Source organism: uncultured Agrococcus sp. (assembly GCF_945915485.1).
In the GTDB taxonomy this organism is placed as follows: Bacteria; Actinomycetota; Actinomycetes; order Actinomycetales; family Microbacteriaceae; genus Agrococcus.
Window position 1 is genome coordinate 1 of sequence record NZ_CAMEFJ010000076.1, and the last position, 12,174, is coordinate 12,174.

Here is a 12,174-nt window from a genome sequence, read left to right on the forward strand (position 1 = left end):
GAGCGTGAGAGCAGCGGCGTCACGATACTGAACGACGGATTCTCGGTGGTGGCCGCGATAAGTGTCACCCACCCGTTCTCCACGCCGGGCAGTAGGGCGTCCTGCTGTGCTTTGGTGAAGCGATGGATTTCGTCGAGGAAGAGCACCGTGCCGCTGCCGTAGAGGTCGCGCTGGCTCAGTGCTTCCTCCATGACCCTCCTCACATCACGCACACCCGCCGTGACCGCGGAGAGCTCGACGAATCGCCTATCCGAGGAATATGCCACTGCGCCGGCGAGCGTCGTCTTCCCTGTCCCGGGAGGCCCCCAGAGGATGACGGACTGCGTGAGCTTGGAACCCGGCTCTGCAAGGTTCCGCAGAGCGGATCCTGCGCGCAGCAAGTGCTGCTGGCCGACGACTTCTTCGAGCCCACGGGGACGCATGCGCACGGCGAGGGGCGCGGTCGGCGAACCGCCTCCCAACCCGCCGACAAAGCTTCCCGTCTCCTGAGTCATCATCTCAAGACTAAGTCAGACGACCGACGCCACGAAGCGGGTCGCGGATGCCGGTAGGCTATTGCGAGATCTGGAAGGACAGGTAGTGGCAACCTCCAAAGAGCAGAAGCGCCGCGTGCGCGATTACCGAGCACGTCAGGATGTACACGAGCACAAGCGACGTCGACGTGTGCGCGACAACATATTCGCGGTTCTCGCCGTGGTTGTCGTTGGCGCGGTTGGAATCGCGGTCACGCTGCACGTCCAGGGCCAGCGTGACGACGAGCTCGCGGCTCTCGAAGAGGAGACGCAGGCCAGCGACCCGGCCGAGACGGATGCTTTCGAAGACGAAGTGATCGTTACCGACGCCGTCCCTGACGCCACGCTAGCCGAAGACCGCACCTGGAACGGCAGCCTCACGATCAACGGTGTCGAGCTGAGTGTTGAACTGGACGGCGCGGCAGCACCGCAGGCCGTCTCGGCACTCGTCGCAAGCTCGCAGGACGGCTATTACGAGGGCAAGATCTGCCACCGCCTTACCGACTCGGACGGCTTCAAACTCCTGCAGTGCGGCTCGCTCACGGGTGACGTCATGGGCGACCCCGACTTCCAGTACGGACCCATCGAGAACGCTCCGCAAGATGACGTCTACCCCGCCGGCACGATCGCTATGGCGCGTCAGGGCAACAACCCCAACAGCAACGGGCACCAGTTCTTCGTCGTCTACGAGGACACCACCATCCCCAGTGACATGGCAGGTGGCTACACGGTCGTGGGCAACGTCACCGACGGACTCGATCAATTCGTCGATCAGGTGGTTTCCATCGGTATTCAGGACGCTGCCCCCGATGGTCCGCCCAACGAGGAGATAACGATCGAGTCACTCCTTCTCGAGTAGACGTTCCCGCCCCGGCTTGAACGCTAGTCTTGAACGCAGCCCTGTCGCACACAAGGAAGATTCATGCCTGAAAACCAATTTGGCAAGGTCGACGAGACCGGCACAGTATTCGTTCGTTACGAGGATGCTTGGCGCGAGGTCGGCCAGTACCCCGACGGAACTCATGAAGAAGCACTAGCGCTCTTCGAAAGAAAGTTCGCCGATCTCGAGGGCCAGGTCAGACTGCTCGAGCAGCGCGTGCGAGGCGGTGCCAACGCCGCAGACATCGCGAAGTCCGCGAATAAGCTCGCCGAGCAGGTGCAGGAGGCGAAAGCCGTCGGAGATCTTGCTGCGCTCGCCACCCGACTTCGGGCCATAACCGAGCAGAGTGATGAGTTGGCCGAACAACAGCGTGAAGAACAGCGTGCAGCACTCGCCAAGGCGGAAGAAGAGCGAACGCAGATCGTTCTGACGGCCGAGGCGATCGCCGCACGCGACCTGAGCAACGTGAAGTGGAAGGACGTCTCGGCGGAGATCGAGGCGCTGTTCACGCAGTGGAAGGCGCACCAGGCGGGTGGTCCTCGCCTTCCCAAGGCGACCAACGATGCGCTCTGGAAGCGTTTTCGGGCTGCACGCACGACAGTCGAGGCCGCACGCCGCCAGTTCTTCGCCCAACTCGATGCGCAGCACAAGCACGCTAAGACGGAGAAGCAGCTGTTGATCGATGAGGCCAAGGCACTTGCACCGAAGGGCGCCGACGGCATCCCCGCCTATCGCTCGCTGCTCGATCGTTGGAAAGCAGCGGGAAGGGCAGGACGTAAGGTCGACGACGCACTCTGGGCGGAGTTCAAGGCCGCTGGTGACGTCCTCTTCGAGGCCAAGGCCGAGATCAGAGCTGCCGAGGACGCAGAGTTCGCGGAGAATCTCGTCGCCAAACGAGCGCTGCTCGAAGAGGCGAAGCCCATCCTCGACCTTTCCGACCGTAGCGCGGCTCGGGACTCGCTGATGAAGATCCAGCGCAAATGGGATGAAGTCGGCAAGGTACCACGCGACAGCATCCGTGAAGTCGAGGACGGCCTGCGCAAGATCGAACAGCACGTGCGCTCCCTCGACGAGCAGCACTGGAATGCGACGAACCCCGAGCGCAAGGCACGTTCGGAAGGGCTGGCGGGCCAGCTGGAAGACGCCATCGAACAGCTGGAGGCAGACATCGCGACAGCGAAGAAGGCCAAGAACGACAAGAGGGTGAGCGAGCTCGAAAGCGAGCTCGAAACAAAACGTCAGTGGCTGGAAGTCGCTCGCGCAGCAGGCTGACAAGCGAGTTATCCACAGGCCCGGCCCCGCAGCGAGCGTGGGCCGGGCCTTTTCGTGCATAGTGCCCGCATGCAACTTTCACCGGCAGAGCAAGCGGCAATGGTACTCGACGGAGAAGCGATTCGTCTCGGTGACAGCATCGTCTCAGTAGCGACCGCGATTGCCGTGGATCACCGTATCGGGGCGCTCCCGTTCGCGCCCGAGCAGCACGTGACGCTTTCGCACTCGCTGGCAGCCTGGCTGCACGGCTTGGGGGCGTATCCTCGTTGGCTGGACATGATCGTGCAAGACCATCAGCGTCACGGTATTCCGCGTGACGCGCGTGTTCGAGTTCGTCGGCACAGGCTGGACCTTGCCGAAGACACGGAGGTTCGCTCCGGTGTTCGCCTGACCTCACCACTGCGCACGGCGTTGCACCTCATCACGGATCACGAGTGTGATCGAGAGGCTCTCACAAGCGCCATGCTGCTCGCGGGAGGCCCGGATGTCCTCTTGGATGCACTTCGCTGCGCCCCTCGTCTGCAACCGCTCATCCGAGAACGCGGTCTGTCGCGATTACGCAGCGGTCAACCGCTCGTCACCCTGTAGACGTCGTAAACGGCCTCGATGCGCCGAACCGCATTCAGCACGCTGTCGAGGTGCGTGACATCGCCGATCTCGAAGCTGAACTTCGAGATCGCAAGGCGATCGTTGCCGGTGTTCACGCTTGCCGAGAGGATGTTGACGTGGTGCTCGCTCAACACGCTCGTAACGTCGGAGAGGAGCCCGGAGCGATCCAGCGCTTCCACTTGAATGTTGACGAGGAACAGACCCTTGCTGGTGTCTGCCCAGGACACGTCGATCATCCGATCGGACTGCTGCTCGACGAGTCCGCCTACATTGGGGCAGTCGCGCAGATGTACGCTGACGCCCTGGCCACGGGTGATGAATCCGACGATGTCGTCTCCCGGCACCGGCGCACAGCACTTCGAGAGCTTCACGAGGATGTCTGGGGCTCCTCGCACGAGCACGCTCGAGGAGCCCGCCGCGGACTCCGTGGGTCGCTGCCGCGGGATGATCGTGGGATCCTCCGCGTCATCGACGCCAAGTGAAGCGACCACCTTCTCCAGCACCGACTGGCTGGAGACGTGTCCTTCCCCAACGGCTGCATACAGAGCTGTGACATCGTCGTAGCGCATCGAAGCCGCGATTTCAGCGAGGCTCTCCCCCGTCATCAGCTTCTGCAACGGCAGGTTGTGGCGGCGCATCGCTTTCGCGATCGCCTCTTTCCCCTGCTCCACTGCCTCATCGCGGCGCTCTCGCGTGAACCACTGCCGGATCTTGTTCCGTGCCCGGGCGCTCTTGACGAATCCGAGCCAGTCCTTGCTGGGCGCGGCATCCGGATTCTTCGAGGTGTAGATCTCGACGACGTCACCGGTCGCAAGCTGCGTGTCCAACGGAACGAGGCGCCCGTTGACCTTGGAGCCCATCGTGCGATGGCCGACCTCCGTGTGTACCGCGTAAGCGAAATCGACCGGCGTCGCACCCGAGGAGAGCCCGATCACCTTGCCCTTCGGCGTATACACGTAGAGCTCTTTCGCACCGATTTCGAATCGGAGTGAATCCAGGAACTCACTGGGGTCGTCCGTCTCACTCTGCCAATCGTTGATGTGCGCCAGCCACGCCATCTCCTGACCGCTGACGCTGGACTGCGCACCCTGCTTGTATTTCCAGTGCGCCGCAACACCGTACTCGGCACGGCGGTGCATCTCCTCCGTACGGATCTGTATCTCGACGTGACGACCACCGGGACCGATTACCGTCGTGTGCAGCGATTGATACAGGTTGTACTTCGGCGTCGCGATGTAATCCTTCATCCGACCGGGCATGGGTCGCCAACGCGCATGGATAGCGCCGAGAATCGCGTAGCAGTCGCGGACCGTCGTCACGATAACGCGTACGCCGACAAGGTCGTAGATGTCACTGAATTCGTGGCCGCGCTGGCGCATCTTCTGGTAGATCGAGTAATACTGCTTCGGTCGCCCCTCGACCCTGCCCCGGATCTTGGCTACGCGAAGTTCCTCACCCAGCTGCGTGACGACTTCCTCCATGAACTCCGCACGCTGAGGTGCCCGCGATTCAACGAGGTTCTTGAGCTCGACGTACATCTTCGGCTCGAGCACCGCGAAGGAAAGGTCCTCCAGCTCGGTCTTCATGGTCTGAATTCCCAGGCGGTGTGCCAGGGGCGCGTAAATCTCCAGGGTTTCGCGAGCTTTCCGCTTCGCACTCTCACCGGAGACGAATCCCCACGTTCTCGCGTTATGCAGCCGGTCGGCGAGTTTGATGACGAGAACACGGATGTCCTTCGACATCGCCACGATCATCTTGCGGACGGTCTCGGCCTGCGCCGCGTCTCCATACTTCAGTTTGTCGAGCTTCGTCACCCCGTCGACGAGCATCGCAATCTCGTCACCGAAATCGGCTCGGCACTGATCGAGAGTGTATTCGGTGTCCTCAACCGTGTCGTGCAGCAGCGCAGCAGCGACGGTGACGGCGCCGATACCGAGATCCGCGAGAACCTGAGCGACCGCTATGGGATGCGTTATATACGGTTCACCGGACTTACGGAACTGCCCCTGGTGAGCACGTTCGGCAACCAGGTACGCCCTCTGAATCAGGCCGACGTCCGCCTTCGGCTGGTGCTGTTTGACCGTCCTCGTGAGGGTCTCGATAGCGCCGGCCCTGTTCGAGCGCGAGAACAAGAAGGGCAGCAGCGTGCGAATTCCACCAGTGGTATTCGTGTCACTCATAGCACCGCCATCCTCGTTATCACGCCCTCACTGCGCGTACTTACACCACCGCCCCGCGCTCTTGCTTGCGCTTGGCTTCCTCGGCAATCGTCTCACCCTTCCGCAGCTGCGCGTACGCGGGAGCCGCAATGAAGATCGTCGACCACGTTCCGACAAACATACCGATGAGCAATGCGAGTGAGATATCCCGCAGTGTTCCGGCTCCGAGGAGGTACGAACCGATGAAGAAGATCGCACCGACCGGGAGTAGCCCGACCACGCTCGTGTTGATCGATCGGATCAGAGTTTGATTGATTGCCAGGTTGATGTTCTCGTAATAGGTTCCGGCGCTGCCGGGCGCCGTATTCTCGCGGATCTTATCAAACACGACGACCGTGTCATACAGCGAATACGAGAGAATCGTCAGGAATCCGATAAGGGCAGCGGGAGTCACTTCGAAACCGACAGCTCCGTAGATGCCGGCCGTGACGACGCCGTCGAACACGAGCGCGATCAGCGCAGCGAGCGACATCTTCCAAGTGCGGAAGTAGATCGCCATCACGATGGCCGCGAGCAGGACGAACGTGATGAGTGCTAAGAGTGCCTGACGGGACACATCGGCACCCCAGGACGGCCCGATCTGAGAAGAAGCGATGTCACCGGAGGAAACGCCATAGACATCTGCAAGTCGATCGACGATCGACTGCGTCTGCGCGTTGTCGACGGATGCGCTTTCGATTCGGAGGCCATCCTGCCCGAGAGCAGAGACGATGAAGTCGGTTGTAGTCCCGAGTTCCTCCGTCAGTATCTCTTCCGCCGGCTCGGTTTCGGCGACAGCACCTTCAGTCTGAATTCCTACGACGCGGATCTCCGTGCCTCCGGTGAATTCGATACCGAAAGCGAAGCCGCCTCGCAGCAGCGTGCCGACCGCGCAGATGAGGATGATGGCGATAGCGATGCCGAACCACAATTTGCGCTTCGCGACGAACGGGAGTGAACGTTCACCGGTGTAGAGATTGTTACCGAACTGGGTGATACTCCGCATCAGGAATCACGCTCCTTCGTCGCAGCCAATTTTCGCTCGGCAATCGTCTGTCTCCGAACCGCTTCCTTACCGGAGCGAGACTGCTTGCCGGACTCCACGGGCTGTCGGAACTTCGCCCGGCCGCGGTACACGGCTCCCAGCGCGTGCGGATCGAGACCTGACAGCGGGTGACCGCCACCGAAGAACTTCGTTCTCGCCAACAACTGCACGACAGGATGCGTGAACAGGGCCACGATCACGAGGTCGATAACGGTTGTGACACCGAGCGTGAAGGCAAATCCTTGGACATTGCCGACGGCGAGCATGTACAGCACGACGGCCGCGAGAAGGCTGATGACGTCAGATGCGACAATCGTGCGGAGCGCACGCTTCCAGCCGCTGTCGACAGCGTTGATCAGCGTTTTCCCGTCTCGCAGCTCGTCTCGTATTCGCTCGAAGTACACGATGAACGAGTCGGCGGTGATGCCGATCGCCACCATCAATCCCGTGACGCCGGCAAGCGATAGTCGATAACCCTGTGTAGACGACAGGAAAGTAATGACGAGATAGGTCAGAGCGGCAGCGATCAGCAGCGAGAGCACCGTCACAAGACCGAGCGCACGGTACTGGAACAGCGAGTACACGACGACGAGCAGCAGCCCGATAAGACCGGCTATGAGGCCGGCCTGCAGCTGGGATTCACCGAGTCGCGGAGAGATCGTCTCCTCCGATTGCACTTGGAATCCGATCGGCAGAGCACCGAACTTCAGCTGGTCGGCGAGCGTCTGTGCGCCTTCCTGCGAGAAGTTTCCGGTGATCTGCGCCTGCCCGTTGGTGATGACGGCATTCGATGCCGGAGCGATCAGCACTGTGTTGTCGAGCACGACCGCGAACTGGTTGCGCGGCTCCTCGAGATTCGTGATGCGCTCGGTCACACCGCGGAAACCGGCGGTGCCGTTGCTATTGAACTCCAGGTTCACGGCCCACTCACCAGTGGGAACACCCTGCGGCGTGGACGCCTGCCCGACATCAGCATTCGAGATGTCAGCGCCCCAGACCTCTACAGGGCCGAGAATGTATTTCATCGTGCCGTCCGTCGAGCACGTGACGACGGCCCGGTCGGAGGGCAGCGGAACGCTTCTATCGACCTGGTCGCATGTGAACGCCATGAACTCCTCAGCGAGTTCCTCGGTGATCCATGCGGTGTCGGAACCGTCGGTAGGCTCCTGCTCCTCGGCGGGCTCCTCCGTTGACTCGGGGTCACCGGTCGGCGTTTCGCCTTCGTCGGTGGGCTCGTCGCTCGGCTCCGTGTCGGTCGCATTCATTACCGCGCTGCCGGGCTCTTCGCCCTCGGTTCCCTCGCCTTCCGTGCCCTCGCCCTCAGGATCTTCCGAGAGCAGCTCTTCGAGATCGATGGGGTTGCCGTCCTCATCGAGAAGTTCACCGTCGTCTGGCAGTTCGGTCTCGGGGGATTGCTGACCGTCCCCCGCGGGCTGCACGGTCAAAACGGGACGGAACTCCATCTGTGCGCTCGCCTGCAGTCGTTCACGCGTCGCGTCGTCGGGGACACCCGGGATGGAAACGACAATGTTCTGCCCGCCCTGCGTCGTCACCTCAGCCTCGGAGATACCGGAGGCGTTCACGCGCTGACGGATGATACCCACGGCCTGATTAAGCTGCTCAGTGCTGACTTGGGCGCCCTCTTCAGTGAGGGGCGCAAGCATGATCTGCGTCCCGCCCTCGAGGTCAAGAGCCAGCTGCGGCGCCCATGACCCCTGCCCCTGGTGAACGGAGTACTGGTTCACGCCGGCGAGGAGAGCGCCGATAACGAACAGCCAAATGAGGGCGCGCCCTACGCGCGCGCGCTTTTTGCCCAAGGGCTAGTCCTCTCTGGAGGAGTCGTCGTTATAGTCGCTCTCGCTGTCAACGGAGGGCTCCTCTTCTTCGACGACCTGCGACAGGATCTGTCGGTGAACGACGATCTCAACCCCGGGAGCGATCTCAATGCCCGCCTGGGTCTTCTCCTCGTCGATCCACAGCAGCGTGCCGAAGATACCGCTCGTCGTCATGACGCGAACACCGGGCACCATCTTCGTCTGCAAGTCTTGCTGCTGCTGCTTGCGCTTCCTTGAGCTGCGGAACATGAAGAAGATCATGACCGCCAGCAGCGCCAGCATTCCGAGCGTCAACGGGTCAAACCAGCCGGTCTGCTCACCCTGCTCCGCTTGCTGTGCGATGTGCGTAAGAACGTGCATGAAGCCTGTTACCTCTCGTAGATCATGGCGGTGCCCTCATGAGGGCACGCATCCAACGATCATACGCCATCGAGACGGTCTGAACCTACGTCCATGCCGATATGGCGCATCCCCGTGTCCGTCAACGCCCTGCCCCGCGGCGTTCTCGCAAGAAGACCTTCCCGCACGAGAAAGGGCTCCACAACCGATTCGATCGTCTCCGCTTCTTCGCCGACGCTGGCCGCGAGCGTCGAAAGACCGACCGGGCCGCCCCTGAATCTTCTGCCGATGGTCTCCATCACCTGGCGATCCAGACGGTCGAGGCCAAACTGATCCACGTCGTAGAGATCCAGTGCGCCCCGAACGGCGTCCAAGTCGTCGGTGCCTTCGTGCACGAGCTGCCAGTCACGGACACGACGCAGGAGGCGGTTCGCGATCCTCGGCGTGCCACGCGAACGGCGCGCCAGCTCATCCCCTGCCGGGGCCGTCAACCGGAGATCGAGCTTGTCGGCCGATCTCGCGATGACGCGCGAAAGGTCGTCCGCGGAGTAGTACTCGAGGTGCGCGGTAAAACCGAAACGGTCCCGTAAGGGTGCCGGCAGCATCCCGGAGCGCGTTGTCGCCGCCACCAGCGTGAACGGGGACAACTCGAGAGGAACCGATGCGGCTCCGGCCCCTTTGCCGACAACGATGTCGATCCTGAAGTCCTCCATGGCGAGATACAGCATTTCCTCCGCGCTCTTCGCCATACGGTGGATTTCATCGACGAAAAGCACCTCTCCCGGCACCAGCGCGCTGAGAATCGCCGCGAGATCGCCGGCGTGCTGTATCGCGGGGCCGGATGCCATGCGAACGGCCCGCCCGGACTCATTGCCGATGATCATCGCCAGGGTTGTCTTGCCAAGCCCAGGGGGTCCTGCGAGCAGAATGTGATCCGGCGACCTCGATTGCAGGGCTGCGGCCTTCAACAGCACTTCGAGCTGCCCTCTGACCTTCGGCTGGCCCACGAACTCGGCGAGCGTTGTCGGACGAAGCGCGCCTTCGAACGCGACATCATCAGGAGCAGCGGACGGATCAGTTATCGCGTCGAACTCGTCGCTCACTTCGTACCGCCGAGAATCCGCAGCGCCGCGCGCAGGAGGCCGGAGCTGTCGCCATCGAGCTCAGGCTGATCCTCGAGTACTTTCTGCAAGGTCTGCTGCGCTTTCGCCTCTTGCCATCCCAATCCGACGAGGGCTTCCACCATGTCGGGAGATCCGCCCGCAGTCGTTTTCGAGGTGATGAGTTTGCCGCTCAATTGCAGCATGATGAGCTTGGCGAGTTTCGGGCCTATTCCGGGTACCGGCTTGAATGCCTTTTCGTCTCCGGAATCGACAGCTGCGGCCAGCCCATCGGAACCGATCGTGGAAAGTACTGCCATCGCCGATTTGGGACCGACACCCGAAACCGAGGTCAGCAGCTCAAAGGCCTCCCTGTCGGTCTCAGCATCGAATCCGAACAGCGAGAGATCGTCTTCGCGAACAATGAGCTTCGTGTGTAGCGCCAGCTTTGCTCCTATACGCGCCTTCGCTGAAGCCGCCGGAGTTACTGTGACGGCGAAACCTACGCCCTGCACCGACAGCACAATAGATGTCGGAGCCACGTGCAGGACAGTGCCTTCGAGATGCGCGATCATCCTGCCAGTCTAGGAACGTTCTGCCGTGGGGGCATCAGCGACCTCGGCGAGCCTTAGCCTCTGCCTCTGCCCACGCACGCTGCGCAGCGGTCTGCTGGCCCGAACCGGAACCCTTGACGACGCCGGTTCGAACGCTGGCTCTCCCGTGCGCGATGGCGAGGGCAAGAGCGTCGGCCGCGTCAGCTGGCTTGGGCGGTGCAGCCAATCTCAGGAGTCGCCGCACCATCTCCCCCACCTGAGCCTTGTCTGCCTGGCCGTAGCCCGTGACGGCTCCCTTCACTGCGGTCGGCGTCAGCATTGCGATGGGGATCCTGCGTTCTGCGGCTGCACGCAGTGCAATCCCGGAGATTTGTGCGACGCCCATGACGCTGTGAAGGTTCTGCTGTGCGAATACGCGCTCCAGCGCGATAGTGTCCGGCTGAAACTCGTCGATGCGCGACTCCAGCCCCAGTGCCAGCTGCAGTAGGCGCTGTTCGACAGGGTCACCGGCTCCCGTGCGAAGAACGGAGAAGTGCACGAGCTGCTGGGATCCCGGTGTGACGTCGACGACGCCGAGCCCGAGGCGCGTCAGCCCCGGGTCGATGCCGAGCACTCGCACCAACGCGACTACTCCTCGTCTGCGTCGAGCTGGTCCTGCACGGCCGCGGAGATTGCAAAGTTCGCGTACACGTTTTGAACATCATCGCTGTCCTCCAGCGAGTCGATGAGCCGGAGCACTTTGCGAGCGGTTTCGAAGTCCGCATCGACGCGGAGATTCGGCACGAACTCCGGTTCGGCGGAATCGTAATCGATGCCGGCTTCCTGCAGAGCTGTGCGAACCGCGACGAGGTCTGTCGCCTCAGAGATCACTTCGAAGCCACCGCCCTGATCCGCGACCTCTTCCGCTCCCGCGTCGAGAACCGCGAGCAGGATGTCGTCTTCTGTGACCCCGTCCGCCTTCGTGATCGAGATAACGCCCTTGCGGTTGAAGTTGTAGGCGACGGATCCGGGGTCGGCCATCGTGCCGCCGTTTCGCGTCATCGCAGTACGCACTTCAGCAGCCGCACGATTGCGATTGTCTGTCAGACACTCGATCATGAGCGCGATGCCGCCGGGGGCGTAGCCCTCGTACATGATCGTGTCGTAATTAACCGTCTCGCCCGTGAGCCCGGCACCGCGCTTGATTGCGCGTTCGATGTTGTCGTTCGGGACGCTCGTCTTCTTCGCCTTCTGGACGGCGTCCGCGAGCGTCGGATTGCCTGCGAGATCCGGTCCGCCTATCTTCGCCGCGACCTCGATCGACTTCGTCAGCTTCGCGAACGCCTTCGCACGCTTCGCATCGAGCGCCGCCTTCTTATGTTTCGTCGTGGCCCATTTGGAGTGACCCGCCATGCTGCTCCCTCGCTGTCGTAACTATCGCAGTTATTGTACGCGGGCCCGAAGCGTATGGCCGTAGTCGCCGAGATAGATCGTAGCGAGCGCATCCCGAACGCTCACGTCGTCGAGCGCTACCCGGGCGGGACGTGGATGCGAACGCAGAACGGCCGTAGCCGGCCCGGAGGCGATTGCCCGGACGGCGAGAATGTCGATGCCGGCCTCCGTCTGCGCGAGTCTCCCGGCTTCGAGGCTCTTCGTAAGGAAGCGAATCCGCCACGGCAACCAAGCGACGACGATGAGGCCGACCGCAATGAGCACGATGATCGACCAGGCGAGACTTCCGAACTGCTCTATCGCCTCACTCAGCGCGGCTCCTGTCGAGACGAGCTGCTCGGGGAACCCGACACTCGATTCGAAGGCATCCGCAAGCGAGGGCCCGACAAGAGGAATCTG

Annotated in this window: 13 protein-coding genes; 3 read left to right on the forward strand and 10 right to left on the reverse strand. The window is 62.2% G+C overall.

The window, feature by feature from the left end; genetic code table 11:
• The coding region (locus tag Q0O95_RS10995) for an AAA family ATPase (RefSeq protein WP_293698452.1) at positions 1-494 on the reverse strand (494 nt) is incomplete at its 3' end.
• 85 nt (positions 495-579) lie between these two features.
• Between Q0O95_RS10995 and Q0O95_RS11000 the strand changes: the two genes are divergently transcribed.
• The 3 genes from Q0O95_RS11000 (at position 580) to Q0O95_RS11010 (ending at position 3,252) form a co-directional block, all read left to right on the forward strand.
• Positions 580-1,371 carry a peptidylprolyl isomerase gene (locus Q0O95_RS11000; RefSeq protein ID WP_293698454.1) on the forward strand — a complete coding sequence of 264 codons (792 nt, stop codon included), beginning with the start codon at positions 580-582 and terminating at the stop codon, positions 1,369-1,371.
• A 63-nt stretch (positions 1,372-1,434) separates the two neighbouring features.
• Complete coding sequence (locus tag Q0O95_RS11005) at positions 1,435-2,664, forward strand: DUF349 domain-containing protein (protein WP_293698457.1); 1,230 nt, start codon at positions 1,435-1,437, stop codon at positions 2,662-2,664.
• Positions 2,665-2,733: 69 nt separating this feature from the next.
• Positions 2,734-3,252, forward strand: a complete 519-nt coding sequence (locus tag Q0O95_RS11010) for a hypothetical protein (RefSeq protein WP_293698460.1) — start codon at positions 2,734-2,736, stop codon at positions 3,250-3,252.
• Here the strand turns inward: Q0O95_RS11010 and Q0O95_RS11015 are convergent.
• The 9 genes from Q0O95_RS11015 to Q0O95_RS11055 all read right to left on the reverse strand — a co-directional run.
• Entirely contained in the window at positions 3,231-5,453 is a 2,223-nt protein-coding gene (locus Q0O95_RS11015) for a bifunctional (p)ppGpp synthetase/guanosine-3',5'-bis(diphosphate) 3'-pyrophosphohydrolase (RefSeq protein WP_293698463.1), read from the reverse strand. The genes Q0O95_RS11010 and Q0O95_RS11015 overlap by 22 nt on opposite strands.
• A gap of 40 nt (positions 5,454-5,493) precedes the next feature.
• Positions 5,494-6,477: a protein translocase subunit SecF gene (gene secF / locus Q0O95_RS11020; RefSeq protein ID WP_293698466.1), complete on the reverse strand. Its 984-nt coding sequence runs from the start codon at positions 6,475-6,477 to the stop codon at positions 5,494-5,496.
• Positions 6,477-8,333 (reverse strand): protein translocase subunit SecD, encoded by a 1,857-nt coding sequence (gene secD / locus Q0O95_RS11025; protein WP_293698469.1) that lies wholly within the window; start codon positions 8,331-8,333, stop codon positions 6,477-6,479. Before secD ends, secF begins: the two co-directional genes overlap by 1 nt.
• 3 nt (positions 8,334-8,336) lie before the next feature.
• Complete coding sequence (gene yajC / locus Q0O95_RS11030) at positions 8,337-8,711, reverse strand: preprotein translocase subunit YajC (RefSeq protein ID WP_293698472.1); 375 nt, start codon at positions 8,709-8,711, stop codon at positions 8,337-8,339.
• 59 nt (positions 8,712-8,770) lie between these two features.
• Entirely contained in the window at positions 8,771-9,793 is a 1,023-nt protein-coding gene (gene ruvB, locus Q0O95_RS11035) for a Holliday junction branch migration DNA helicase RuvB (RefSeq protein ID WP_293698474.1), read from the reverse strand.
• Positions 9,790-10,365, reverse strand: coding sequence for a Holliday junction branch migration protein RuvA (gene ruvA, locus Q0O95_RS11040; protein ID WP_293698477.1), 576 nt, complete (start codon positions 10,363-10,365; stop codon positions 9,790-9,792). Before ruvA ends, ruvB begins: the two co-directional genes overlap by 4 nt.
• Positions 10,366-10,399: 34 nt before the next feature.
• The gene (ruvC, locus tag Q0O95_RS11045) at positions 10,400-10,963 is read right to left on the reverse strand and encodes a crossover junction endodeoxyribonuclease RuvC (protein WP_293698486.1); all 564 of its coding nucleotides are present in this window, start codon (positions 10,961-10,963) and stop codon (positions 10,400-10,402) included.
• Between the two features lie 8 nt (positions 10,964-10,971).
• On the reverse strand, positions 10,972-11,736 hold the full coding sequence (locus Q0O95_RS11050) for a YebC/PmpR family DNA-binding transcriptional regulator (protein WP_293698480.1): 765 nt from the start codon (positions 11,734-11,736) through the stop codon (positions 10,972-10,974).
• Between the two features lie 30 nt (positions 11,737-11,766).
• A partial coding sequence (locus Q0O95_RS11055; RefSeq protein ID WP_293698483.1) for a hypothetical protein occupies positions 11,767-12,174 on the reverse strand: 408 nt, incomplete at its 5' end.

Excerpts from the sequence above, each read along its gene's own strand:
- Q0O95_RS11005 (WP_293698457.1), top strand. The coding sequence starts at position 1,435 with ATGCCTGAAAACCAATTTGGCAAGGTCGACGAGACCGGCACAGTATTC.
- Q0O95_RS11010 (WP_293698460.1), top strand. The coding sequence starts at position 2,734 with ATGCAACTTTCACCGGCAGAGCAAGCGGCAATGGTACTCGACGGAGAA.
- Q0O95_RS11015 (WP_293698463.1), bottom strand. The coding sequence starts at position 5,453 with ATGAGTGACACGAATACCACTGGTGGAATTCGCACGCTGCTGCCCTTC.
- secF (WP_293698466.1), bottom strand. The coding sequence starts at position 6,477 with ATGCGGAGTATCACCCAGTTCGGTAACAATCTCTACACCGGTGAACGT.
- yajC (WP_293698472.1), bottom strand. The coding sequence starts at position 8,711 with ATGCACGTTCTTACGCACATCGCACAGCAAGCGGAGCAGGGTGAGCAG.
- ruvA (WP_293698477.1), bottom strand. The coding sequence starts at position 10,365 with ATGATCGCGCATCTCGAAGGCACTGTCCTGCACGTGGCTCCGACATCT.
- Q0O95_RS11050 (WP_293698480.1), bottom strand. The coding sequence starts at position 11,736 with ATGGCGGGTCACTCCAAATGGGCCACGACGAAACATAAGAAGGCGGCG.